This window comes from Bacillus cereus (assembly GCF_002564555.1).
Classification (GTDB): domain Bacteria; phylum Bacillota; class Bacilli; order Bacillales; family Bacillaceae_G; genus Bacillus_A; species Bacillus_A cereus_K.
This window is the reverse complement of record NZ_NUVD01000084.1, coordinates 20,890-45,540: the sequence shown is the minus strand read 5'-3', so window position 1 is coordinate 45,540 and position 24,651 is coordinate 20,890. Positions and strand designations below refer to the sequence as shown.

Genomic DNA, 24,651 nt, shown 5'->3' with positions numbered 1-24,651 from the left:
AATTTAATAAAAAAACGAGGCTGTGCCAACATGCTGGCACAGCCTCGTTTTTCATAACGATTAATGAATATCACGTTTCTTGAAATTACCACCTTTTACTTCTGCTACGTCATAAACTGTAATAAAGGCATTGGGATCAATTTCATTAATAAGGTCTTTCATTTTACTTTCTTCTAAACGGTTAATTACACAAGAAATTTCTTTAAATTGCTCCCTTGAATAACCACCATAAACTTCATTGTATGTTGCACTTCGGCCTAAACGATCGCGAATGGTTTCTACCATTAATTCAGGCTCTTTTGTGATGATTTTAAATGTTTTCGAACCACTTAAACCAACTTCAACGATATGAATCACTCTTGAAGCAATAAAGTAAGCAATTGCCGAAAGGATAGCGCCTTGAAGACCGAATACTGTTGATACGAAAATAAATACGAACATATTTAAGAATAAAATAAGGTCACTCGTTCCAAATGGTAACTTACGAGAAAGTAATACAGCTAGCATATCGATTCCATCTAATGCTCCGCCGTTACGTAATGCTAGTCCCATACCAAAACCAATAATAATACCGCCAGCAACTGTAACTAATAATGTATCGCCTTCAATAATAGTTGGTACTCCGTGCATGACAACGGTACCTACTGCTAATGAAGCAATCCCGATAATGGAATAAATTGCAAAGCTTCTACCGATTTGCTTATATCCTAACCAAACGAAAGGAATGTTAATAACTGCGATTAGAGCCCCTAATGGCAATCCAAATAATCTTGAACTAACGATACTTAAACCAGTCACACCACCGTCGGATACGTTATTTGGAATTAATACCGCTTCTAATCCGTACGCTGTGATAAGTGCCCCAATAATAATCATCAAAGATTTTGAAGCGAATTTTAGCTTATTGGGCTTGTTTTTGATAGTTTTTTCCATATAATTTCCTCGTTTCAAACTAGTTTCTTATGTGTTACATCATTCACACTTAAAGTTTATTTTAACATTATATTTGAAAAAATTCTCCTTTACTGGGTGTATGCAGGAGATATTATTATTTGAAATACACTCGTATATGATTAATGCGTATAAAAATAGGAATGTTTTCAATTGAAAAATAATAGGATGATATGTATGTTTTGGCTACTGATCTTAAGGGGGAGGTTCTTTGAGATATTGTACGAAATGTGGGAATGAAACGAATGAGGATAACAAGTTTTGCGGACAGTGTGGGGAGAATCTTAGCTATAAAACGGTAGAGGGAAGTTTTGTAAATAGTAATTCTAATAGTAGTATAGAAGTTTTTTCTTTAGTTGGTTTCATCACTGGGTTGATATCATGGTTTATTAACTTATGGGGACTTATTGGCACTATAGCTATTGTATTTTCTATATTAGGTTTAAATAAAAAAGTGACAGGTACGAGTAAAACATTTGCTATTGTTGGAATGGTTTCTGGAATTATTAATGTTTTGTACGCTGTTATGTTACTGATTTAAATTTGATGAACTGAAAGATGTAAAAAAGTCCCCTTTTCATAGAAGGGGACTTTAATAGTTGTTATGAAAATAAAAAACTAATGACTGTTAGGAATAAAGCGAAACCTAAAATTGTTCCGCATACTTTCATATGTCGCTTACGTCCCATAACGACGATTGCGACATATTCGCGAATCATTGCGTTAGGCCAATAATAAAAGGCAGTTTTTGATCCGATTCCTTGGCTATTAAGGCCGGCTTGTCTTGCATATATACCAGCGCGGAAAAGGTGGAAATTATTTGTTGTAAAGATACTTTTATATTTACCTTTAGGTTTTAACGAATCCATAATTTCTTTAGAAAACAACATATTTTGATATGTGTTTACAGAGCGATTTTCCTGCACTGTATGTTCAATAGGAATTCCTTTTTCAAGAGCATAATTTTGCATCGCTTCTGCTTCTGGAAGGCCTTCATCTGGACCTTGTCCGCCAGAGAAAATGATTGTTGGTGGTGTATTTACAGCTGCTTGTTTCCAATAAAAGTCGATTGCTTTATTAATACGGCTTGCAAGTAAAGGTGGCACTTTGTCATTAATTAAGCCACTACCAAGAACGATGATGAAATCTTGATTACGTCTCGGTCTATTGAATTGGTATAAAAAATATGCGCTTAAGAAGTTAGACAAATGTACAAAGAAATACATAGTTATAAGAGAAATAGCAGCGAAAATAAATTGAAAATGCTCTGAGAATAAACTTGTTGTATCTATGATAGGAAGCATCATAAAGAATAACATCCCTAAAGCAGCAATTAAAGTTAACGAATTTGTGAAGCGTCGTCCTTCACGCCTCATCAGGATTCTCGCATTAAGAAATAGTCCAAACATTAAAGCGACTATAGCAAAAGGTATCATTACAATTAGCGCTATCATAGGAATAATAACGATAAAATGTAAAGAGTTACTACCAGATACATATGAGGCTATAACGCAAAATAATAAAAATGAACAGAAAAAGGCATTAAATAAAAAGCCGTTTATTATTTTTCGTGGATCTTTTAAGTAAGAGATTAGAAAAATAATAAACAATATAAGAGGAATAATTCCGAAAGACATAAATATAGTACACCTCGATTTGTATAATGTTTTCTTGCATCCTTAATACTACATGATTTTGAAGATGATGATAAAAAAATAACGATTTTGAATTTTCTTAACTAAATATAGAAAACAACTGATTCAAGTTCATTTCATTTAATGTATTAAAGGATTGAAGAATTCTTTTTTCGGTATATAAATAAGCTATTTTCATAGACGGTATTCATATACTAAGAATAACGAAATGAAAGTAGGTGACAAAATGCCGGCAGTTGTGGAAGGTGTTATTGTTGAAAACTGCAATGGGACGATTAATTTAGGGGATAAATATAACGTGCAACCGATTGAAAAGACGAAAGCGTATAATGGATCAGGATCTTCAAATACCGGACTAAAGGTGAGGACATTCAGTGGTATTAGTACAGCGGATGTAACCGATAGCGATGTGTATGATCAAGTAATTCAATCTACGTTATAATTTTTATATGTAAAATTGCACAAAGTAGTGTGCTGGTTGTGTGATGCAATCAAAATGAGAGCTGTCAGTGATTCTTCTGTAGATTGGAAATATAACATCTTATCCCGTTATTTGAGAGCAGTCGGGCGCCCGTACCCCCACTGATTATTAGCCTTCACTTTATCGGAAATCATACGTAGAAAAAAGACACTTCAAACGAAGTGTCTTTTTTATTTTAGTGATACCCTTTAGCAGAGTCTTTATGAATTTTATTTTTAAATATGCTGTAGCTCCAAAGTTGGTAACCGATAACGATTGGTACCATGACCATTGCAACGAAGAACATAATTTTTAAGTTTAATTCACTACCTGCTGCGTTATATAGTGTTGTGCTGTATGCGTCGTTAATACGTGATGGTAACATTCTTGGGAACATACCTGCAAAGCCAGTTGTCATAAACATTGCGATTGTTAAGCAAACGAATGTGAATGCAAGGCCGATTTTGTGTTTGTACACCATAATAAGTGCGAGTACACTCATTAACATTGCAAGTACTGGAAGAATGAATAGTACAGGATATTCCGTAAAGTTTTGGAATAGATTTGTACGATTTGCAGTTGCTACATAGAAGATAGCTAAAATGATAGCAGCTGCCATTGAAAATGGTCTTGCGATTTTATAAGCACGATCAGATACTTCACCAGTCGTTTTAATCATAACCCAAAGGGCACCAGATACGACGAATATAGCAGTGAAGAACAGACCACCTAAAATACCGTAATGGTTTAGTAAGCTAAGTAAGTTTCCTTCATAACCGTTTTTTCCGATTTCTAGTCCGTAATATAGGTTAGCGAATGTAACACCGAATAAGAAGGCGATTAGGAAACTACCGATTGTAAATGCCCATTTACAAGTTTTTTGCCAAATTGGTGAATCATCTTTATGCATGAACTCAAGTCCAGCAGCACGAGCGAATAGTGCAAGTAATACTAAAAATAGTGGTGTATATAGGTAACTAAACATATTTGCATATGTGATTGGGAAGGCAGCAAAGGTTGCGCCACCAGCTGTAATTAACCATACTTCATTACCACCCCAGAACGGGCCAATAGCTTCTTGTAATTGATTTCGTTCTTGTCGGTCTTTCGCAACGAATGGGAAAATCATTCCGTTACCAAGTGCATATCCGTCAAGGATGAAGTAAACTGTCCAAATCACACCCCATAAACCGAACCAGATGATTGCAAGTGTATCATGAGACATGAGCCGCACCTCCTTCAGCAGGTTCTTCTAATGCAGCAGGTCCTTTTTTCGCGAACTTCAGCATTAAGTATACGTCTGCAATTAAAAGTAAAGTGTAGAACAATATTAAACTAATTAGTGAGAACCAAATCTGCGGGACAGATATAGGTGATACAGATTCTGCTGTACGCATCAGTTTATATACTGTCCATGGCTGACGACCTGCTTCAGCAACAATCCAACCAGCGTTAATCGCAATGTATGGAAGTAAGACAGACCACATTGTAATTTTTAAATAACGTTTTGAGTTTTCTAGTTTTCCTTTTCTATTTAAATAGAAACCGAACCAAGTTAATGCCATAAAGAACATGCCAAGTACAACCATTAAGCGGAAGCTATAGTACACGAGGTTAACGTTTGGACGATCTTCTTTCGGAATATCTTTTAAACCAGTAATTTCGCCATCAAATGAATTTGTATAGAAGAAGCTTCCTAGTTTTGGAATAGTAAGGAATTCAAAGTTCTTTTCATTTTTCACATCAGGAATTTGAATGATTGAGAAGCCTTGTCCTTTGCCAGTTTCCCAAACTGCTTCCATTGCAGCTCCTTTAGCTGGTTGATATTTAGCTGCTGATACCCCTGATTGATGTCCCATAAATGGTGTAACAGTTGCAGCGAATAAGCCTAACATTAAACCAAACTTAAATGATTTTTTGAAGAATTCCACTTCGTTTTTACGTAATAAATGATAGGCACTAATTGCCATAACGAAGAAAGCACCAACGATATAACAACCAATTACAGTATGGAAGAACATATTCCAAGCATATGGATTTGTAACAAGTGCCCAGAAATCATTTAATTCAGCGCGGCCGTTACGTACTACGTAGCCAACAGGATTTTGCATGAAACCGTTTGCTGTAATAATCCAAAGGGCAGAAATATTTGTTCCAAGTGCGACCATCCACATACAGAAGGCACGGAACTTTGGTGAAATTTTGTCTTTACCGAATAACCATATCCCCATGAAGGTAGATTCTAAGAAGAAGGCAACAAGTGCTTCGATTGCGAGAGGTGATCCGAAAATATCTCCCATATATTTGGAGTACTCAGACCAGTTTGTTCCAAATTGGAACTCCATCGTAATACCAGTTATAATCCCCATTACGAAGTTAATTGTAAATAATTTACCCCAGAAATTTGCCATTTTGCGGTATGTTGGATTCAATGTGCGGGCATATTGAGTTTCCATACATGCTACTAAAATGACAAGTCCGATTGTCAAAGGTACAAATAAAAAGTGATAAAAAATAGTAATTGCAAATTGAAAACGACTCAGTAACAGAACGTCGGACATAATAAAGATTCACTCCTTTTTTACATTATCTACAATTAGTTTATAGTGAAAATAGGGGTAAAGCATGTGGGAGTTGTTACAAAGCTGTGTGTATATTTTGAAAGAATTATGTCGGTTATCTGAAAATATATTGCTTTTATAATAAAACAATATCCTTTTTGAGTTTTTCATATTTTGGTACACTATATATGTAGTGTAAATGAGAGAAAAGAGGGTTCTTTACTATGAAGTCATTAGAAGAGATTTTACAATACAATGAAAAGTTTGTTGAAGAGAAAAAATACGAAGAGTTCGTAGCAGGGAAATTTCCAAACAAAAAGATGGTAATCATCTCTTGTATGGATACACGTCTTGTGGAACTATTACCGAAAGCGATGAATATGCGTAACGGTGACGTGAAAATTATTAAAGTAGCAGGCGCTGTTATTTCACATCCATTCGGAAGTATTATGCGTAGCATTTTAGTTGCTGTATATGAGCTTGGTGCTGAAGAAGTATGTGTAGTTGGTCACCATGATTGTGGTATGGCAAAAATTCAAGCAAGCAGTACGATTGAGAAGATGAAAGAACGCGGTGTGACAGAGGAGAAACTAGATACACTTCGTTACTCTGGAATTGATTTAGAACAATTCTTGCGCGGCTTCTCTAGTGTAGAAGAAAGTGTAGAGCATAGCGTATCAGTACTTCGCAACCATCCGTTACTTCCGGAAGAGGTACCTGTTCACGGTCTTGTTATAAATCCTGACACAGGAAAATTAGATTTAGTTGTGAATGGTTACGATAATTAAGAATTTACTTTGTCATCCTTTTTATCTGGGACAGGATCAAATCCTCCTGGATGGAAAGGGTGACATTTTAATATACGCTTGCAAGTAAGCCAAAATCCTTTGAGGGCACCGTGTTTTTGAAACGCTTCTAATCCATAATGAGAACAAGTTGGGTAAAAGCGGCACGTTGGTGGTGTCATCGGAGAAATGAACTTTTGATAAAAGCGTATAATACCGATAAAAATCTGTTTCATAATGGTCTCCTTTTCAGCATAGTCTTAAAGTATTATAGCACGACCGTACATAATTCTTTACTAATGTCGATTTCCGTTATATCATATTGGATATAACGGAATTAAATTAAAAGCGGGAGAGATGTTGTATGCCATCAGTAGAAAGCTTTGAATTAGATCATACGATTGTAAAAGCACCTTATGTAAGACATTGCGGAGTTCACAATGTAGGTAGTGACGGTATTGTAAATAAATTTGATATTCGTTTTTGCCAACCGAATAAACAAGCAATGAAACCAGATGTTATTCATACGTTAGAGCATTTATTAGCATTTAATTTACGTAAATATATTGATCGTTATCCGCATTTCGATATTATCGATATTTCACCGATGGGCTGCCAAACAGGGTATTACCTTGTTGTAAGCGGAACACCGACAGTTCGTGAAATCATTGATTTACTAGAACTAACATTAAAAGATGCGGTTCAAATTACAGAAATTCCAGCTGCAAATGAAACACAATGTGGCCAAGCGAAGCTTCATGACTTAGAAGGAGCAAAACGCTTAATGAACTTCTGGTTAAGCCAAGATAAAGATGAACTTGAGAAAGTATTTGGATAAAGTGAAACATTAATTAGTGGGGGCACTTTCCATTGATTATTAGTTTTCATCAATCGATATAAAAAAGAAAACTGCCTGTGAGAGGGCAGTTTTTTTATTTGTAAAAGAGAAAAGTACAAATTTTATATAAAAACAATGAGTGTGCTAAACTAATGAAAAAGGAGTGATGGTAATGAATTGGAGTGAAATAAGAAGCAAATATCCGGATACTCTTGTATTAGTAGAAGCTGTTTCAGTTTATTCAAAAGGGAATAAACGTATGATTCAGGAAATGTCGGTAGTAGATGAATATAATAGTACAGAAAGTGCATGGGCTGCATATAAGAAAATACATCGTGATTTTCCACAAAGGGAATTTTACATTTTTCATACAAGGAAAGAAGAGATTGAAGTAGAAGAACAACGATTTAGCGGAGTACGTGGGAGAGCATGAAAATTCGAATGGATCATGGACTTCCAATTGCTACATTTCCCATGCGGTACAAAAGAAAAAAGTTAGTACTGAATAATGTATTATTAGATACAGGCTGTGCAACAACAATTTTTGATACAGATGTATTAGCTAAAGTCGGGATAGAATTAGACTTAATTAATGGAAGACCAAAAAGAATGTATGGTATTGGTGGATACAGTGAACCGTGTTATGAGCAAGAAATCAATGATGTGAGTATTGATGAAAAGTTATTAAAAACATTTCTAGTTCAATTAGGTATTACACAAGACTCTTATGGATTCGATGGAATCTTAGGGATAGACTATATGAGGTCTGTTGGAATGATTTTAGATTGTAAAAATATGAGTGTCACTTATAAACGCTTTTAAGAAATGAAAGATAGTAAATAAATCTAATAAATAAAAGAAGGCCATCCAAAATATCCATAGGAATGGCATCTTTTGGATGGTAGTATGCGGGAAAGTGCAACATATAAAGTAGCAGCAAAACAGAGAAAATAAACAAATGCTCTCGTTTTTTGCTGCTTTTTTATTTCATCAATTCCAAAAAGGATACACATAATACTCAAAAGGATAAATACGAATGATAAAAGTATAGAAAGGTTTGCAAAGAGGCTAAATAGAGCGAGAATAAGAGCAATGGTTGCTAGTATTATTCGAACGTTTTTTAACATGGAATCCCCCTTTAAAAGAATAGTATAAATGGAATAACAAAAATAATTGTAAACATGCTTAAAGCGATACTAATAGCTCCAATCTGTTTTTGCTGTTTTTGAATGGTCTCAATCCCTACTAAAATGCCATATAAGCTAAAGAGAAACAAAATGATAGGTGAAAAGGTTTGAAATTTCATTGTAAATGTGCTGTATAAACATAGGATCAAAGTAATAAAAACGATGGTTAGTTGTAATTTTCTTATGTGCATTTTAGCCTCCTAGTAGAAAAAGTAGTTATCGCGAGACAAGAATGATAATGGCAACGATTAAGGTGAATAAGGCAGAATAGAATGAGAGCACACTGTTTACTTTCTGTTGTTTTTGTTTTTCTTCTGCGTTTATGATAAATGCCATAATAGATAAGGCAATAAGCATATAGGGCATCATAACAAGCTGATTTGTAAACATTCCATATAGAGCGACAGAGATGACGATAAGGGCGGATATAATGCGCAATGTTTTTAGCATACTAACGCCTACCTTTTTGTAGTTTTAAATTAGCCTCCAATGTAATAACAGTTCTTAGTTGGTACTTAAAATTCACTGCTACATGTAGCGAAAGTAGTTCGATATTAAAAAGAAGAATATAAGACTAGAAACGAAAAAAAACGGAATACTCATTGATTTTCGTCCGGATTTCAGTTCATTCATTCCTAGAAGAATAAAGGAACAACTGAGAATAAATTGTACGTATGGGAGAAGTGAGAAATTATCGGTAATAAGGGCATAAGTGCAAAGAGAGAGTCCGAGAAGCGTGAGAAGTGCTAAAAAAATCCGTAATCCAGTTAGCATTATATAACCCCCTTTAAACAGACTAGTTAACGAAATATTTCTGAGACGCCAAGCAATAAAGCACCAGCTCCAGCTATGAATATGAAAGCAAGAGCACTGTTAGATTGCCCGTGTTTTTTTATTTCCTCTATACCTATAGTGAAAGCCATTAATCCTAAGAAAATGAACATGTAAGGCATAACGTCTCTGTTGCCACTGATAAAACTATAGATTGCTATAGTTAAAGCAATAAGTGAAAAAGTAATCCGCAATCCTTTTAACATAAGAGCCCCCTTATTTTATATAGCTAATGATGAGAACAATCCAACTGAAAGCTCCAGCAACAATACAAATAAATCCTGTTCCGGAATCTTTCTGTTTTATTTGTTCAATTGCAATGAGAAACATTAAAGCTCCTAATAGAAATTGTGAAAGTGGTAGAAAGTAATGTTGACCCATCGTTAAAGTAATACTGGATATGAGGATGGCATTGAGTGAGATTATATATGAAACGTATTATGAATTCTTCTTGCTGTTTTTTGCATAAGGATTATCTTCTGGTTTATCAACGGAATGTTTGTAAGCATACCCTTTATTAATCGTCATAACGGAGAGTACTAGTACGACTAGCACGATTATAATACCGATTATTAATATTTTGAGCATAAGCCCCCTCCTTTTCTTTATTTTACATAATTTTGTAATTGATGAAAACAATAGAAATTAAAAGGATGAAAGAAGGGTGTTACATGGAGAATAAAAAAACATATTATATATCGATAGGAAATGGTCAAATTTCGCAAGTGAAGACGGCAGATACGTATAATTTTGAAATTTATGCAAATGATGAGGAAATTACAGAACTGAGAGCATACTTCGATCAAGCGTACGTAGAGGATTTAGGTTCGTTTGTACGCGCCCAAGTTCCATTTATTGAGTATCATCAAGATTCAAATAATGACCGATATGATGAACAGCTACAAAAAGCATATAAAATGGTTTACGATTTAGGAAATCATGAGACGAAAGAATTAGTCGCGCAAATGGGAATAATCAATGGATTATAATTGGATAATATTATGCAGAAAAGCGAGAATATGCTACAATTTGTGGTAGGAAAAACTTGTAACCATCAATAGGGGAGTAATGGCATGTACAAATTTAAAGATTATTACCACAATACTGTACAATTATCGTTTGAACGTTACCCATTTTCTCCTGAGCCAAAGCATGTTTGGGTTGTATGCCGGTACGGGGATCAATGGTTATTAACGCATCATTTACGTCGCGGTCTTGAATTTCCAGGTGGTAAAGTAGAACTAGGGGAAACACCGGAAGAAGCGGCAGTTCGAGAAGTTCATGAAGAAACCGGCGGCATAGTTTCTGATTTAACTTACTTAGGACAATACAAAGTATCTGGAAAAGACAAAATAATCATTAAAAACATTTATTTTGCAACAATTAGTGCGGTAGAAGAACATACGCATTACGAAGAAACGAAAGGATCTGTTTTATTAACAGACATTCCTAATAACATTAAAACTGATAGAAAATTTAGCTTTATAATGCGCGACGATGTACTGGCGCGCACGATGAAACATATAGAAGAAATCGGCTGTTTTACGAAGTAAAGTAGCCGGTTTCTTTTTTTGTGTTCAAGAATAAATGTAAATATATCTTTACGTTATTTTGGGTATATTATACAATTCTGTAAAGATATATTTTTGTTTTAGGAGGGGGAATATGGATAACAGAAAAGAAACAACTGTTACTGTTTCTATGGTTAAATTAAATGTCTATGCATTTCTTATAATAGTTGCTTTATCATTTGTAATTAGTTTTTTGCATGCGCTTCTTCCAGGCGGGGTTCAAGTTGAAATTACGTTACCAACTGTGTTTCTTTTTATTATCGCAATGATTGTTCTTATTTGTATTCATGAAGCGATACATTTAATAGGATTTCGCTATATCGGAGGTGTTCCGTGGAGTGAGCTGAAATGGGGCGTCAATTGGAAATTAGGTATTGCATATGCGCATTCTAAACAGGTGATTACAGTAAAGCAAATGAAGAAAGTGTTAATACTGCCGTTTGTACCAACTGGAATTTTACCAATCGTATTGGGGTTAGCTACGAATATGCAATCGATCTCATTTTTAGGAATCCTACTAACAGCAGGTTGTATCGGTGATATTGCCTTATATCAAAAAGTTTCAAAGTTTCCAGATGATGCGCAAGTGATAGATCATCCGAGTAAACCGCAGTTTACAGTTTATGAATAATAAAGGAGGAGGCGTTCGGGAAACGAAGCCTCCTTTTACTATTGTCTTGTTTTAATCTCTGCCTCTAAAAACGAAAGTACCTCCAGTAAATCATCTACCATACGTGAATGTTCAAAGTCACCCCAAAAGGAATCTTTCTTCCAAACGCCACGAATTCCTACATTTTCAGAACCAAGTACATCATTTTCTGGATGGTCTCCAACGTAAAGACATTCTTCTGCTTTTACGTTTAGTTTTTGCAAAGCTCGTTCGAAAATTTCAGGATGTGGTTTCTTAATTCCTTCAGCTTCTGAAATAAGAATTGTGTTTGTATACGTATGTATGTTTAAAGCACAGAGATTGTTCAGTTGAAATTCAGTAAAACCGTTTGTAATAATACCAATTTTAATGCTTTGTTGTGTTAATTGTTGAAGTAATTCATGCATGTTTGGGAAAGGAATACAGTGATGTTGAAAGTTTGTGATGTAGTCGTGCAGCAGTTGCTCTTGCGTTAAAGTAGTAATGTTGTATTCGCAAAGGAGAGCAGTATATACCTTATCTTTCCAGGTATATCCATTATTGTCGAGTTCAAAAAAACGAGAACAATACTCGGATTTTTCTACGTGTATTAAATGAGAGGCGAAGCGATTATACTGATCATGAATAAATTTTTCTAAAGATTGACGACGATCTAATAGTGTTGCATCTAAGTCGAATAAGACTGCTCGAATCATGGGAAACCTCCTTACAATTTTTATAATTAATTATCGCATATTTGTTGGAAATTGATTATTATAGTTTTGTAGAATGGAACGACGGAGGTTTATATGAAGGAACTGTATGGAAAGTTAGTGTGTTTTATAATTTCAATTGGTTTAGTAGCCGGATGTGAGTTGTCGGAACAAACTTCGAAAAGAGAGAAAAAAGATGTATGTGATACGACAGAAAAATGCACACAAATAGGCGATGAAACGCTTCAAAAAGTACATAAAAAGATAGATGGACTATCTGAATTGGAAGCAGCAGAAGATTATGATATAGAAGAGCATGAAAGTACGAATATGAAAGAGGCGGAACAGAACAAAGAAGAGGATGACAATTATTTCTTTTTAGCTTCTTATTATATTGATGGTGATGAAATTGTAGATCCTTATTTCGATAAACTAGATCGGAAACGATTGAATAAGGCTTTCGCTGAAGATAAAGAAGCGAAAGAAGAAGTACTACAACAGCGTCAAGATAGAGAGTATCATCAATCGTTATGGGAAATGTACAGTACTCTTATTCCAGCTAAGTATCGCAGTGATATAAAAGAGTTTGACATAGTAACGGATGGATACGATGGCATCGTGGCTCATGTTATGCCAAGTATGGAGTATCCGAAAGAGTGGACTCTTAGTTTAGATACGCTTGATTCTGCAGTAAATATCGATGAAGTGATGAAAACATTAATTCATGAGACCGCGCACGTATTAACGCTCGGACATAAACAAATACCAGTAAATGAACAATACTTAAAGGATTTTGAAGAAGATAAAGATATTTCCTCATACCAAAATAAATGTAAATCTCTTTTCTTACAAGAAGGATGTGCGCAGGAGAGTTCTTATATAAATCAATTCCATAATTCGTTCTGGAAACCAATTGAGCAGGAGTGGACAGAAAAGAAAGTGGAAGAGAGTGAAGAAGCTCAAATGCAGTTTTTCAAGGAGAAACAGGACGAGTTTGTATCTGAATACGGAACAACGAATGTAGCTGAAGATATTGCAGATACATTTACAGCGTTTATTTTACAAGATTCAAAAAAAGTGAAAGAAGGAACAGAGCTAAAATATAAGAAAATTGCCTTCTTCTATCAATTCCCGGAGCTTGTGAAAATGCGCGCGGAAGTGTTAGCAGGATTATATGATGTTTCGAAAACGATAGAATAACAAAGTGGACACTAATGCGAGTTCTGTGTTCGATATATTTGATCTGTGGGAAAACGTGAAGAATTTTAGCTCTTCGCGTTTTTTTATGTTGATAAAATTGAAAATTCTGTCTTTTTATAAAAAAGAAGAAGGAACTAGCGCTATAAAATAGAATTAGTATAAAAATGTCACAAATTAGACACAATTATAATGCGCGTGTTGTAGGGACTATAAGTTTACTCTCGAGGAGGTAATGGAACGTATGAAAACGATTCTTGCGGTTGCTGGTCTCATTTGGGTAATGTCTCATGGTTTTCCGATTTTTGAAGGAGAGCAAATTCGTACTGCATTAAATGAAAAGTTTAATGATTATCATGTGATAGATCGAAAGGATAATGTCGTTACAGTACGTGTGAAAGACTGTTTCCATACAGTTACGGTTGCAAATGGAAACGTTACAAACGAAACGAAAATGTGCGATAAAAATTAAAAGAAAGGAGCTGACTCTAACGCATCATTTTGAGTCAGCTTCTTTTTCGTTTTCCAATTAGAATTTTTTCAAATGCCTCTACAAACACATACATAAGTGTTGCGAGAACACATGTGAGTAGTACACTCAGTAAGACGAGTGTGAAGTTAAAGACTTGGAATCCATAGCTAATTAAATAGCCAAGTCCTTGTTTAGAAACAAGAAGCTCACCGAAAATAACACCGACCCATGATAATCCAACGTTCACTTTTAGCGTTGAAATAATTGCCGGGAACGATGAGGGGAGTATAACTTGTTTATAGCATTGCCATTTATTTGCGCCAAATGTGTCCATCACTTTTATATAGTTAGAATCGACTTCTTGAAATGCACTATAAATAACGAGGATAGTTATGATGATGGAAATGATTACGCCCATTGCAATAGACGATGAAATATTTGGACCGAAAATAACAATGATAATAGGGCCAAGTGCGACTTTTGGCATTGCATTTAGGACAACGAGATATGGATCGAGAACGCGAGCTAAAAGTGGTATCCACCAAAGGAATGTGGCAATAATGGCTCCAAGTACTGTTCCAAGAATGAAACCTATTCCAGTTTCCAGTAATGTCGTCCATATGTGAATCCAAAGTGAACCGTCAATCCATTTCGTTAAGAAGAGATCCCAAATGCTCGAAGGAGAGCTAAAGAGTAAAGGATCAATCCACTCTTTTTTGCTTGCTAGTTCCCATAATGCAAAGAAAAGAACGAGCAGTAAAAGCTGTAAGGAGCGAGCAATCCATGCATATTGACGTTCTTTCTTTCGAAACTGTTCATGCAGCTGTTTTATATTATCCAAGGCGCTCCAGCTCCTTCCATATATCTTGGAAAAGAACTGGGAAATCATAGTGGTGGCGTGCTTCTAACGGTGATAAGGAACGGATACTTTCTGGGACGATAAATATTTTTGCGATTTTCCCAGGATTCGCTTGTAGTAAATAAATACGATCACTCATCGCAATCGCTTCTTCAATATCGTGTGTCACGAGTAAGGATGTTTTTTTATAGTTACGTAATAGGTTGAAGACGAGCTCTTCTAGTTTTAACTTCGTTTGATAATCGAGTGCAGAGAATGGTTCATCTAGTAATAAAATTTTCGGATCGGTTGCTAGCGTCCGAACGAGGGCGGCACGTTGACGCATACCGCCAGATAATTCACGAGGATATTGCTGTTCTACATCATGCAAACCGACTTGTTTTAAAAGTTTTAACGTATGTTCTTTCGTCTGTTCATCGTAAATCTTCCGAATATGAAGCCCAAGCATAATATTTTCTTCAATCGTTTTCCAAGGGAACAAATAATCTTGCTGCAGCATATAGCCCATTGATGAAGTTTTCGTTGTAATCGGTTCACCATCTAAAAATACGATACCCTCAATTGGATCAAGTAGCCCAGCGATAATCGAGAGAAGCGTTGTTTTCCCGCAACCACTTGGACCGAGTATAGAAATAAATTCTCCTTCTTCCACTTGTAAACTCATATCTTCGAGAATCAATTTGGCATTGTCTTTTGCAAAAAAACAGTGAGAAACGTTACGTATTTGTAAAAGACTCATACAATTCGCCTCTATTTCTTAATAACGCTTTCGGCAATTTTTGTATTGACGAGCGCTTCATGTGGGACTTCTTTTTGTAATTCGCCTGCTTCTTTCATAATGGTTTGAAGCTGTTTCCATTCTTCAGCATCTAATAATGGATTTGTCGCATAAGAATGTTGTTTTTTGTAGCGTTCAATTACTTTCACTGAAATGTCTTTTGAAGTGTCTTTAAATAGCGGAGAAACGGCATCAGCAATCTCTTCTGGACTATGTGTATCAACCCATTGTTGTGCTTTATAGAGAGCACGTGTGAATTTTTCAGCAGCAGCTTTATCTTTCTTTAAGAAACTTTCTTTTGCCATGAACGTTGTATACGGAACAGTACCAGATTCAGCTCCGAACGAAGCGACGATATAACCTTTTCCTTCTTTTTCAAATATACTTGCAGTCGGTTCAAAGAGCTGCACAAATTCTCCTGTACCAGATGCGAAGGCATTTGCAATATTAGCAAACTCGATATTTTGAATTAAGTTCGTATCTTTGTGAGGATCAATGCCATTTTTCTTTAAAACATATTCTCCAACCATTTGCGGCATGCCGCCTTTACGCTGTCCTAAAAACGTAACACCTTTCACATCATTCCAATTAAAAGAATCTAATTTTTTACGGGAAACTAAAAATGTCCCATCTGTTTGTGTGAGTTGTGCAAAGTTAATGACAGGATCTTTTGCTCCTTGCTGATGAACGTAAATAGATGTTTCAGAACCGACAAGAGCAACATCAATACCGCCAGATAATAGGGCAGTCATCGTTTTATCTCCGCCAGCTGTTGTTTGTAATTCAATATTTAATCCTTCATCTTTAAAAAATCCTTTTTCAATCCCGACATATAACGGGGCATAGAAGAGAGAATGGGTAACTTCGCCGACGCGAATGTTTTGAGTTTGTTCTTTCTTATTTTCTTTTGTGCTACTACAAGCAGCGAATGTGAAAACCGCTAGTAACATAATGCAAAACACAGCTATTAATTTTTTCACTATATGGCACCTCCTAGAAGTCAATCTACAAGCATGATATGTAGGTAAGTGCCCATATGTGAGTATAGATAGCAGGAATTTTTTTGGTGATAAAGAAGTACACATATAAGGGGTGATAAAATGGAATACGAATATGATGATAGCGTTCATTTGCATCTTGATTATTTCGGAACTGAATGTGATATGGAATCGATTGCTTACAAGAGAAAGCATGAAGACGTATGGGATGTGTATTTTAATTTCGGAGTATATGGTATCCAGAAAAATGAGGTAGAGACAGGTAGGTTTATGGACGAATATGCCGGTTATTACGTTTTTTCTGTACATGCTCGTGATCTTAGCTGGGAATTTGGAAGTGCACAGTTTGAAGAATGGGTGCTACGGAACCATATCGTAGAAAAAGCGCTGCAAAAATAAGGAGGAATTTCGTGATTGGATTTCTCATCTTATTATGTATTTGCGTAGCCGGATTTTTCATCATGCAAGTGCTCATGTACCGATTTGCAAAGAAAAATATTCATAAATACAAAGAAGTGAAATGGGTTCATATGTGGTTAGATATGACGATGAAAAAGGGGCCGAGATTAGATTTTTTTGATTTTGTATGTATCGTGATTGTATGTATCATATGGAAAATATGAATGCTTCCTCTTGTATAGTAAACACGCTAATCATTTTCTCTTTCATAATATAATAAATACGAAAAGAACCTGTCGCATGACAGGTTCTTTTCTATAGTAATAGTATTCTGAAACTCGTGCTGACAAATAAAATAGCATTAGAAATATGATAAGAATCGTTTGTTTTTTTACTTGGTATATACAAGAGAGAAAGAATGACATTTCACAAGTAAGATATATGGGAAGACGATGTGTACATAATATGTTATGTTTATATAAGTAATATTTTTTATGCGGTGCGGGGTGAAATTAATAAACAGAAAAGAGGGAATGAATTGAGGGAGAATTTTTCATTTCATCATCCAAGAAGAAATATATTAATTTCAGCGATTTTAAGTGGCTTAGTAACCTTATATGTAGTACCCACATTTTTCTTGGTTTTGAAATATTTTAGTTTAGATACGACGAAAGAAATGTTAAATCAAAAAGTTGTTTTAAATATAATAACTATTTTGATGTGGATTGTACTATTGTATGTGGCGTATTTAAATAAAGGGATAGTTAATAAATTTAAGCCGAGTATTCGGATTTATATTAGAACATTTTTAGTCGCTCATGCGGTTACTTTACTTTTTGTTTTTATGCAGAATGATATAGATTTTGTAAGTACAATAAATTGGATTTACAATTATAATGCACAGTTTATATTTAGCATTATTGTAATCTTTGCAATATATGTTTTAATGTACAACGTATTTGGAAAGGTATTTTTGAGTACAACTTTGACTAGTGTGTTATTAATTATTTTAGCTATTGTAAATTACTACAAATTGATTTTTAGGGGAGAGCCTCTATATCCTTCTGATTTTGTACAGATTGGACATATGCAGTCTGTTATACCGATGGTGATGGATTATTTTAGTTGGGGTTTTGTTTTTCTTGTTATTGTAAGTATTGTTGTTTGTATTTTGATAGGTATATATGTGAGAAAACATATTCAAAATGTAAAAATCAATATAGGAGTACGCGTTCTTTTGGCCATAGGGTCTATTTTTGTGGTGTATGTGTATAGTAATTACGCGAATACATTCATGAATAAATTGTTTCAACGGTGGGATATCGAGTTTGTTTTATGGGATCAAAATGGAAACTATCGTCAAAATGGTTTTGTATTAGGCTTTATAAGTAATTTAGACACGACAGTTATTGAAAAGCCGAAAGATTATTCAAAAGAAAAAATGAATCAAATAGCAAATGATATAAAGAAACAATATAGTAGCAATACAGGGGATCAAAAGAAAAAAGAGAAACCGAATATTGTTTTTGTAATGAGTGAATCGTTTTGGGATCCAACGAAGGTAACTAATCTTTCTTTTAGTGAAGATCCTTTACCGAATTTGCATCATTATATAGAAAATTTCCCTGGTGGACAAACTATTTCTCCTTCGTTTGGAGGAAATACTGCGAACGTTGAATTTGAGGCGTTAACAAGTTATTCAATGAGTTTGTTAAAGCCAGGATCTATACCATATCAGCAGGTCGTTACAAGTAAGAAGGAAATCCCATCAATTCCGCGAGCATTAAAAAAAGAAGGATATTACACAAGTGCAATTCATTCGTTCGGCCGTGCATTCTTTAAACGTGATGATGTATATAGAGTGCTAGGGTTTGATAATTTTAATGCGGAAGATACGATGGAGAATGTAGAAGTTGATGGAGATTATATTAGTGATTTATCTATCAGTAAAGAGATAATAGATGAATTAGAGAAGCAAAAGCAACCTACATTTATTCATGCCGTTACGATGCAAAATCATTTTCCGTTTACAGCAGGAAGATTTGGTGAAAATCAAATAGAAATTAGTGGAATCGAAAATGAAGAATCGAAGGTTGAGTTAGAGACATATACAGAAGGTTTAAGACGTTCCGATGAAGCTCTTCAATATTTAATCGAGCAACTGGATACTTTAGATAGACCTACCTTATTAGTATTCTTTGGCGATCATCTCCCGTCATTAGGAACAAATAAATCTTTTTATAAAGAGAATGGGTATATAACGGATGAAAAAGCGCTAAACGAACGATTAGCGATGGCACAAACGCCGTTATTAATGTATGCAAATTTTGATATACCAAATGATGATTTAGGTTTAGTAAGCCCGATTTATTTTTCGAATCTTGTTCTTGATTATGCAGGATTAAATAAACCAGCATTTTATCAATTTTTATCAGAATTATATAAAGAAATACCAGTGCTTAGAGATGAATTAAAGGTTGATAAAAATGGCGAAGAGATTAAAGACTTAACAAAGAAACAAAAAGAAATGTTAGAACAATATAAAATGCTTGAATATGATTTACTTGCTGGAAATCAGTATAGTAAGGATATACTATTTCAATAAACGCAAAAAAGAACTTGTATACGATACAAGTTCTTTTTTTATAGTATTGCACGGGGTAACTAGACAAGCTGGGGGTTAGGGAGTATTACCTGTACATTTATTATAAATAAAAATGTAATCATTTTATTCACTTATTTGTGAGAAATGTGTGAATTTTTAATTTCGTCTATTTTTGCTGAACATCAATTTAATATCGTTTTTTATTGATTAAAGTTTTATTTCGGAAATATAAACAAAACTTTCAGAAGAATCAGTTATAATAAGGTGGGATAGGATATTTTTTGGAAAAGAGGTGGGATATTGAAGAGTTTTTGGGGCGGAAAAATAATAGAATTTCTTATTAGTATCGCAGTTATCCTTACATTAAGTTATTTACCATTCTCTTTATTTTTAGGGAATAGTCTTGATTTTATTACATATTTAGAGAGATTAGCTTCTCCGCAAGATATTGCACATATTGATACAAACACTATGCAGTCAATTCCTTTTTTTGAAAGGATTATTGAACCTTATAAGTATTCGATGACGATTCTTTTAATCGCTACTTGTTTAACTATTATTCTTTCAATTGGTCTTTCGTTCGTATACTTATTAGTTTCTTCTAAAATTAAGAAGGGGATTGAGAGTTGTTTAATTTTAATAGAATCAGTTCCAGATTTATTATTAATTTTTAGTTTACAGTTATTTGTTGTATGGATTTATAAACAGACAGGATATCGCGTTATTACTATTTATGCGTTTAATGATGAACGTGCCTATTTCTTACCTATTATTTGTATGACAATCGTTCCAACCCTTCATTTTTTCCGTATTATCGTTTTATTTTTAATGGAAGAAAAGAATAAGCCGTATGTGGAATTCGCCCGTGCGAAAGGATTGAGCAATAAATATATACTGTATGTTCATTTATTACGTAATATTATGTACCATCTGTTAAATCACTTGCAGCCGCTTTTCTTGTTCATGATTTCAAGCCTTTTAATGGTAGAGGGAGCTTTTAATATTACGGGGTATATGTCTTTCTTAATAAGGGCAGGCTCTTTAAATCCTTTAACGATGGCATGGTGGATTCTGTTATTATTTGTTCCATTCTATATTTTATTTACTATTATACATTACCGAGTGAATCGTATTACAGGAGGGGCTTCTCATGACATATAGAACGATTCGGTCCAAACGTTTTTGGTGTGGGGTCCTTTACTTTGTAGGTCTTGTTGTTATTAGTTACCTCATTACATGGTTTGGCAAAGATTTATATACGAGTAAAACCATTTGGCTGAATGATGCGAATGGGAATGTTATTGCAGCAGCGCCGTTTAGCCCACTGACAATACCACCACTAGGTACAGATCGTAACGGCTTTAATTTGTTTTTTCAATTACTAGTAGGTGCGAAGTTTACCATTTTATTCGTATTTGGCATATGTGTTATACAAGTGTTTCTCGGTACGATATTAGGTGTAGCATTGGCTCATACACCATCTATAGTACAAAATTTATTTCAAAAAATATGTAAAGTATATTTCTTTATTCCGACAGTGCTATGGGCGATTTTGTGGATGTTTCCAATCATGTTGCACAGTCAATTAACTGGATTTAATATGGATATTATTATAAAGCAGTTTACGGTCCTTTGTTTTGCGCTGTTACCAGCTGTTATTCTTTATGTGAATCAAGAAATCAATTTATTTATGAAAAATGAATTTGTTACAACTTCGAAAATACTAGGAGCTTCGAGGTTTCGGATTATTAGAAAGCATATATGGTTGTATTTAAAAGAAATTCTTCTTGTTCTTTTTTTACAACAGTTTGTTCAATTATTTACGTTATTAATTCATTTATCATTTTTTGGAATTTTAATCGGAGGACGAGGTGTAGATTATGATACGGGGAAACCATTCTCACTTACGAATGAATGGGCGGGTTTAATCGGTCTATACAAAAATGAATTTTTAACAGCACCGTGGATTGTCATTGCGCCACTACTATTCTTTACTATTTCTATATTCGTTTTACATCTGATGATCAAAGGGATAAAGAAAGAGCAAGAAGGAAAGCTCTACTCTATGGATAAGAAGAAAAAGAAGACGCGAGATGAATTAAAAGAGGAGAAGAAGGAAATCGATACATCATTATTTATTCCAGCAACTTCTAAATCCATAGAAAAAGGTAGTTAGAAAAAAAGAATTTGCCCTCACGGCAAATTCTTTTTTTGTGAGAAGATGTAGTTCAGTTTTCATGCATTTAAAAATTTTATAAGTTCTTTATTTAATTCATCCGCTTGATCGATTGGTGAACCGTGACCACTATTTGTAAGAGCATGTAGTTGAGCATTTTTAATCCGCTTTTGGGTGAGCTCAGCGCTTTTGTAGGGAATCAGTTGGTCATGAACACCGTGGAATATTTTTGTTGGGACGTTAATGTTACTTAAGTCTTTCGTTACGTCTTATTGTTTGTTGGTTTTATGCTTATATATAGCTTGACGATGTTGCGCTTATGGGAGGGTTTTCCTCAATTGTTCGATTTATCTTTGTTTGTCGAAGAAAATCATTTATTATAATAAATGGTATTCTTCGAGATATTATTTTGAAGGGGTGATGAGTTGACAGAGAGCTTTTTATCAGCTAAAGAAGAAAAGAAAAATGCTAAAATCTTTTTGTGGACGCTGCATGTTATTTTAATTGTTTATGAGACTACATATGCAATTATATTAGAAGACACAATGCCTTTAGGCAATTGGCATAAAGGAGTATGGAAGCTTGCATATATTATGATCGTATTAGGTATGGGTGTGTACTTATTTGAGCGAGGAAAAGCACATTTAGTTAAATATACATATTTATTTGCATATATGATTGCAGAGACATTTAATGTTGGATGGTATGCTTTTCATAATAAAATAGCTTTTGATGAAGGGAATGTAATCGAATTTATTTTCATTTTCTTCGTGCCAATATTTTTAAGTAAACGATTTTTATTTATGCTAACTCCATTTCTTATAGGAAAATATATGATATATCTATTTGTATTTGAAGAAATTAATTTGTTTATGCCACTTGTTATATATACATTATTGCTTTTTGTGTCGTATATTATGTTAAATCGTTTTTTGCAATATCTTTCAGCGGTAAAGAAAAGTATTGCAGAGGCTAGTCAGGCACAAAAGTTGGCGGTTGTCGGAAAAATGGCAGCGACAGTGGGACATGAAATAAAAAACCCACTTGCTTCATTAAAAGGTTTTACACAATTACAAAAAGAGAAACATGAAAAAGATGCAACCTATGGACAAATGATTTTTGAAATAGAAAATATGAATAATATGATTAGTGAATTAATGGAAGTTGCTACATGTAAACCTTCAGTGTATGAAAAACATATTGTAAGTGATGTTCTAGTACAAGCCGTAGAAAATATGCGTGAAAAAATGAATGAGTTACATATAAATATAGCTTTCAATGAAGAGCATAATAAAAGTGAAATAGAATGTGATCAAAGGAAGTTAAAAGGTGTATTTTTATATGTGATTAAAAATGCTCTAGAGGCAATGGAACAGGATGGGGTATTACAAATACAAGTTGAAGATAGAAAAAGAGATTATGTAATAGTGAGTATAGTAGATAGTGGTCACGGGATAAAAAATAAAAATGTAGGAAAAGTTACAGAGGCTTTCTATACAACAAAGCAAGATAAAATTGGATTAGGCCTTACAGTAGCAGAACGAATTATTAAAGAACATCTTGGAGAATTACATATTTCTAGTGAAGTACGGAAAGGAACAAAAGTAGAAATACTACTTCCGAAAAAACTTGAGTACAATGTGACACGAGATTAAGAGGTGTTGTTAAAGGAGCCATCATATGAACAAAGGCTATATATTTGAGAAAGAAGAAATAAAGGCGTTAAAAATATTTTTAAGCTTATTCTTTGTTATATTTTTTGTGTACGACTTTGCTACAAAGATTACTGTTTTTTTTGTAGAGGGAGATCAAAAACCAGTTGATGTTTTTGGAGAAGGATTAGGTGTATCGTTATATATTTTGATGATCGTACTATTCCTTACAGGTATTTATTTTATGAAGTGGAAAAATCCATATATTGTGAAGTATATTATTTTAATTGGGTATAATATATTGGACTTTATTCATAACTTCATCATTTATTACGGTAGTGACGCTGAATTTGACGGCGGGAATATAGTAGAAGGATTCTTTATTTTATTTGCACCAATCTTTGTGAATAAAAGATACTTTTGGTTAGTTGCCGGAATTATTGGTGGAAAATATGCACTGATGGGATTCGTTGTTCAATCTTTTATCGTTATTATCCCAATCGCATTATGCAGTGTGTTTGCTATTATAGGTTGGATTATATTTTTAAGAGTCCAGTCCTACGTTCGCACACTTGAAATGATGGATAAAGAAATACAAAAGGTAGAAAAATTAGCGATGGTTGGAAAAATGGCGACGGTAATTGGCTATAAAATTAGAAGACCTCTAGCAAAAATGAAAAAACTAGTGGATAAGCAAGCAAAGAAGCATCCAGAAGATAAGATTTATAATGAAATTATGAGACAGGAAGTAGAGCGAATTCATACCATTGCTACAGAACTAAGTGGGTTTGAGAAGTCTAAATCGGTAGCGTCAGAAATTCATAATATTAAAGAAATCCTTTCATATGTTATTAGGGTTATGGAAAAGCCAGCTTTAGAACAAGGGATAAAAATGCATGCTATTTATAGTAAAGATATCCCTTCAATTACATGTGATGAAAAACGATTGAAACAAGTATTTTTTAATTTAATAAAAAATGCGATTGAAGCAATGTCAGTTGGCGGAACGATTATTGTGAAAGTTATAGTGGAAGATGTAATCATTGTTCAAATTATAGATGAGGGATGCGGCATTCCGAAAGATAAAATTTCGAAGCTAAATGAAGCCTTTTACACTACGAAAGAAACTGGCACAGGCTTAGGATTAGTAGTTACGGAAAAAATTATTAAAGACCATAACGGTAAAATGAATTTTGAAAGTGAAGTTGGGGTTGGAACAACGGTTGAGATTATGTTGCCGATATAATGGTGAAATATTTTAAAAAGGGAAATCACTTATTTGAGAGTGGTTTCCCTTTTTTGGTGGATTGTAGATTCTATTTTTTTGTGTGGTCA

At 34.2% G+C, this 24,651-nt stretch carries 33 protein-coding genes and 1 pseudogene; 18 read left to right on the top strand and 16 right to left on the bottom strand.

All coding sequences use genetic code 11. From position 1 onward, the window contains the following. Positions 1 to 60 precede the first annotated feature (60 nt). A complete protein-coding gene (locus COI75_RS19130; RefSeq protein WP_000415907.1) occupies positions 61 to 933 on the bottom strand; it encodes a YitT family protein in 873 nt (290 codons plus the stop codon). Positions 934 to 1,162: 229 nt separating this feature from the next. Between COI75_RS19130 and COI75_RS19125 the strand changes: the two genes are divergently transcribed. Further along, positions 1,163 to 1,492 (top strand): zinc-ribbon domain-containing protein, encoded by a 330-nt coding sequence (locus COI75_RS19125; RefSeq protein ID WP_001268094.1) that lies wholly within the window; start codon positions 1,163 to 1,165, stop codon positions 1,490 to 1,492. Positions 1,493 to 1,553: 61 nt separating this feature from the next. Here COI75_RS19125 and COI75_RS19120 read toward each other — a convergent pair whose 3' ends face one another. Then, complete coding sequence (locus COI75_RS19120) at positions 1,554 to 2,588, bottom strand: YdcF family protein (protein ID WP_000007815.1); 1,035 nt, start codon at positions 2,586 to 2,588, stop codon at positions 1,554 to 1,556. Between the two features lie 226 nt (positions 2,589 to 2,814). Between COI75_RS19120 and COI75_RS19115 the strand changes: the two genes are divergently transcribed. Beyond that, positions 2,815 to 3,048, top strand: coding sequence for a spore germination protein (locus tag COI75_RS19115; protein WP_033657059.1), 234 nt, complete (start codon positions 2,815 to 2,817; stop codon positions 3,046 to 3,048). Positions 3,049 to 3,262: 214 nt separating this feature from the next. Here COI75_RS19115 and cydB read toward each other — a convergent pair whose 3' ends face one another. Next, on the bottom strand, positions 3,263 to 4,291 hold the full coding sequence (cydB, locus tag COI75_RS19110; RefSeq protein WP_000017734.1) for a cytochrome d ubiquinol oxidase subunit II: 1,029 nt from the start codon (positions 4,289 to 4,291) through the stop codon (positions 3,263 to 3,265). After that, the gene (gene cydA / locus COI75_RS19105) at positions 4,281 to 5,627 is read right to left on the bottom strand and encodes a cytochrome ubiquinol oxidase subunit I (protein ID WP_001286169.1); all 1,347 of its coding nucleotides are present in this window, start codon (positions 5,625 to 5,627) and stop codon (positions 4,281 to 4,283) included. Before cydA ends, cydB begins: the two co-directional genes overlap by 11 nt. A 224-nt stretch (positions 5,628 to 5,851) precedes the next feature. Between cydA and COI75_RS19100 the strand changes: the two genes are divergently transcribed. Next, on the top strand, positions 5,852 to 6,415 hold the full coding sequence (locus COI75_RS19100) for a beta-class carbonic anhydrase (RefSeq protein WP_000838165.1): 564 nt from the start codon (positions 5,852 to 5,854) through the stop codon (positions 6,413 to 6,415). Here the strand turns inward: COI75_RS19100 and yidD are convergent. Beyond that, on the bottom strand, positions 6,412 to 6,648 hold the full coding sequence (yidD, locus tag COI75_RS19095; protein WP_000809334.1) for a membrane protein insertion efficiency factor YidD: 237 nt from the start codon (positions 6,646 to 6,648) through the stop codon (positions 6,412 to 6,414). The two genes, COI75_RS19100 and yidD, sit on opposite strands and share 4 nt — an antisense overlap. 128 nt (positions 6,649 to 6,776) lie before the next feature. On the opposite strand from yidD, the gene luxS reads away from it, so the two are divergent. From luxS to COI75_RS19080, 3 genes are all read left to right on the top strand, one after another. Beyond that, positions 6,777 to 7,250: an S-ribosylhomocysteine lyase LuxS gene (gene luxS / locus COI75_RS19090; protein ID WP_001141369.1), complete on the top strand. Its 474-nt coding sequence runs from the start codon at positions 6,777 to 6,779 to the stop codon at positions 7,248 to 7,250. A 172-nt stretch (positions 7,251 to 7,422) separates the two neighbouring features. Next, complete coding sequence (locus COI75_RS19085) at positions 7,423 to 7,683, top strand: hypothetical protein (RefSeq protein ID WP_001104577.1); 261 nt, start codon at positions 7,423 to 7,425, stop codon at positions 7,681 to 7,683. Beyond that, a complete protein-coding gene (locus COI75_RS19080; RefSeq protein ID WP_000702352.1) occupies positions 7,680 to 8,072 on the top strand; it encodes a hypothetical protein in 393 nt (130 codons plus the stop codon). The genes COI75_RS19085 and COI75_RS19080 overlap by 4 nt, the downstream gene beginning before the upstream one ends. A gap of 23 nt (positions 8,073 to 8,095) precedes the next feature. Here the strand turns inward: COI75_RS19080 and COI75_RS19075 are convergent, their stop codons facing one another. The 6 genes from COI75_RS19075 to ytzI form a co-directional block, all read right to left on the bottom strand. Beyond that, a complete protein-coding gene (locus COI75_RS19075) occupies positions 8,096 to 8,377 on the bottom strand; it encodes a YczI family protein (RefSeq protein ID WP_000917087.1) in 282 nt (93 codons plus the stop codon). Between the two features lie 11 nt (positions 8,378 to 8,388). After that, a complete protein-coding gene (locus COI75_RS19070) occupies positions 8,389 to 8,628 on the bottom strand; it encodes a hypothetical protein (protein WP_000548098.1) in 240 nt (79 codons plus the stop codon). Between the two features lie 25 nt (positions 8,629 to 8,653). After that, positions 8,654 to 8,887 (bottom strand): DUF3953 domain-containing protein, encoded by a 234-nt coding sequence (locus COI75_RS19065; protein ID WP_000920929.1) that lies wholly within the window; start codon positions 8,885 to 8,887, stop codon positions 8,654 to 8,656. Between the two features lie 350 nt (positions 8,888 to 9,237). Beyond that, entirely contained in the window at positions 9,238 to 9,474 is a 237-nt protein-coding gene (locus COI75_RS19055; RefSeq protein WP_000911976.1) for a DUF3953 domain-containing protein, read from the bottom strand. A gap of 10 nt (positions 9,475 to 9,484) precedes the next feature. Continuing rightward, positions 9,485 to 9,649 carry a YczI family protein gene (locus COI75_RS19050; protein ID WP_080013115.1) on the bottom strand — a complete coding sequence of 55 codons (165 nt, stop codon included), beginning with the start codon at positions 9,647 to 9,649 and terminating at the stop codon, positions 9,485 to 9,487. A 57-nt stretch (positions 9,650 to 9,706) separates the two neighbouring features. Continuing rightward, a complete protein-coding gene (gene ytzI, locus COI75_RS19045) occupies positions 9,707 to 9,856 on the bottom strand; it encodes a YtzI protein (protein WP_000912936.1) in 150 nt (49 codons plus the stop codon). A gap of 83 nt (positions 9,857 to 9,939) precedes the next feature. Between ytzI and COI75_RS19040 the strand changes: the two genes are divergently transcribed. The 3 genes from COI75_RS19040 to COI75_RS19030 all read left to right on the top strand — a co-directional run bounded on the left by COI75_RS19040 (position 9,940) and on the right by COI75_RS19030 (position 11,470). After that, positions 9,940 to 10,257: a hypothetical protein gene (locus COI75_RS19040; protein WP_000428377.1), complete on the top strand. Its 318-nt coding sequence runs from the start codon at positions 9,940 to 9,942 to the stop codon at positions 10,255 to 10,257. Between the two features lie 84 nt (positions 10,258 to 10,341). Beyond that, positions 10,342 to 10,821, top strand: coding sequence for an antimutator 8-oxo-(dGTP/GTP)ase (gene mutTA / locus COI75_RS19035; RefSeq protein WP_000276387.1), 480 nt, complete (start codon positions 10,342 to 10,344; stop codon positions 10,819 to 10,821). A gap of 112 nt (positions 10,822 to 10,933) precedes the next feature. Further along, entirely contained in the window at positions 10,934 to 11,470 is a 537-nt protein-coding gene (locus COI75_RS19030) for a DUF3267 domain-containing protein (RefSeq protein ID WP_000370321.1), read from the top strand. 38 nt (positions 11,471 to 11,508) lie between these two features. On the opposite strand, the gene COI75_RS19025 is transcribed toward COI75_RS19030, so the two are convergent. Next, positions 11,509 to 12,183 carry an HAD family hydrolase gene (locus COI75_RS19025; protein WP_000617300.1) on the bottom strand — a complete coding sequence of 225 codons (675 nt, stop codon included), beginning with the start codon at positions 12,181 to 12,183 and terminating at the stop codon, positions 11,509 to 11,511. 93 nt (positions 12,184 to 12,276) lie between these two features. Between COI75_RS19025 and COI75_RS19020 the strand changes: the two genes are divergently transcribed. Next, positions 12,277 to 13,380, top strand: a complete 1,104-nt coding sequence (locus COI75_RS19020; protein ID WP_000661686.1) for a hypothetical protein — start codon at positions 12,277 to 12,279, stop codon at positions 13,378 to 13,380. Positions 13,381 to 13,621: 241 nt separating this feature from the next. Then, a complete protein-coding gene (locus COI75_RS19015) occupies positions 13,622 to 13,849 on the top strand; it encodes a hypothetical protein (RefSeq protein ID WP_000849120.1) in 228 nt (75 codons plus the stop codon). A 34-nt stretch (positions 13,850 to 13,883) separates the two neighbouring features. Here COI75_RS19015 and COI75_RS19010 read toward each other — a convergent pair whose 3' ends face one another. From COI75_RS19010 to COI75_RS19000, 3 genes are read right to left on the bottom strand one after another with little or no spacing between them, the layout of a single operon-like run. After that, positions 13,884 to 14,690, bottom strand: a complete 807-nt coding sequence (locus tag COI75_RS19010; protein WP_000368765.1) for an ABC transporter permease — start codon at positions 14,688 to 14,690, stop codon at positions 13,884 to 13,886. Then, a complete protein-coding gene (locus tag COI75_RS19005; RefSeq protein ID WP_000055154.1) occupies positions 14,683 to 15,447 on the bottom strand; it encodes an ABC transporter ATP-binding protein in 765 nt (254 codons plus the stop codon). The genes COI75_RS19010 and COI75_RS19005 overlap by 8 nt, the downstream gene beginning before the upstream one ends. Before the next feature lie 11 nt (positions 15,448 to 15,458). Next, a complete protein-coding gene (locus COI75_RS19000; protein ID WP_000733212.1) occupies positions 15,459 to 16,466 on the bottom strand; it encodes an ABC transporter substrate-binding protein in 1,008 nt (335 codons plus the stop codon). Positions 16,467 to 16,586: 120 nt separating this feature from the next. On the opposite strand from COI75_RS19000, the gene COI75_RS18995 reads away from it, so the two are divergent. From COI75_RS18995 to COI75_RS18975, 5 genes are all read left to right on the top strand, one after another. Then, on the top strand, positions 16,587 to 16,883 hold the full coding sequence (locus tag COI75_RS18995; RefSeq protein ID WP_000455570.1) for a DUF3986 family protein: 297 nt from the start codon (positions 16,587 to 16,589) through the stop codon (positions 16,881 to 16,883). 11 nt (positions 16,884 to 16,894) lie between these two features. After that, a complete protein-coding gene (locus COI75_RS18990; RefSeq protein WP_000578977.1) occupies positions 16,895 to 17,107 on the top strand; it encodes a hypothetical protein in 213 nt (70 codons plus the stop codon). Positions 17,108 to 17,421: 314 nt separating this feature from the next. Further along, positions 17,422 to 19,488 (top strand): LTA synthase family protein, encoded by a 2,067-nt coding sequence (locus COI75_RS18985; protein WP_097807500.1) that lies wholly within the window; start codon positions 17,422 to 17,424, stop codon positions 19,486 to 19,488. A 300-nt stretch (positions 19,489 to 19,788) separates the two neighbouring features. Then, complete coding sequence (locus COI75_RS18980; RefSeq protein WP_000834896.1) at positions 19,789 to 20,649, top strand: ABC transporter permease subunit; 861 nt, start codon at positions 19,789 to 19,791, stop codon at positions 20,647 to 20,649. Continuing rightward, positions 20,639 to 21,664, top strand: a complete 1,026-nt coding sequence (locus COI75_RS18975; protein ID WP_000222446.1) for an ABC transporter permease subunit — start codon at positions 20,639 to 20,641, stop codon at positions 21,662 to 21,664. Before COI75_RS18980 ends, COI75_RS18975 begins: the two co-directional genes overlap by 11 nt. Before the next feature lie 59 nt (positions 21,665 to 21,723). Here the strand turns inward: COI75_RS18975 and COI75_RS18970 are convergent. Then, positions 21,724 to 21,933 (bottom strand): annotated as a pseudogene (locus COI75_RS18970) (alpha/beta fold hydrolase); the annotation flags it as partial. A gap of 156 nt (positions 21,934 to 22,089) precedes the next feature. Between COI75_RS18970 and COI75_RS18965 the strand changes: the two are divergent. Both COI75_RS18965 and COI75_RS18960 read left to right on the top strand, forming a co-directional pair. Further along, positions 22,090 to 23,319, top strand: coding sequence for an ATP-binding protein (locus COI75_RS18965; RefSeq protein ID WP_000140332.1), 1,230 nt, complete (start codon positions 22,090 to 22,092; stop codon positions 23,317 to 23,319). Between the two features lie 25 nt (positions 23,320 to 23,344). Beyond that, positions 23,345 to 24,562, top strand: a complete 1,218-nt coding sequence (locus COI75_RS18960; RefSeq protein WP_098448536.1) for an ATP-binding protein — start codon at positions 23,345 to 23,347, stop codon at positions 24,560 to 24,562. The last annotated feature ends 89 nt before the right edge of the window (positions 24,563 to 24,651 follow it).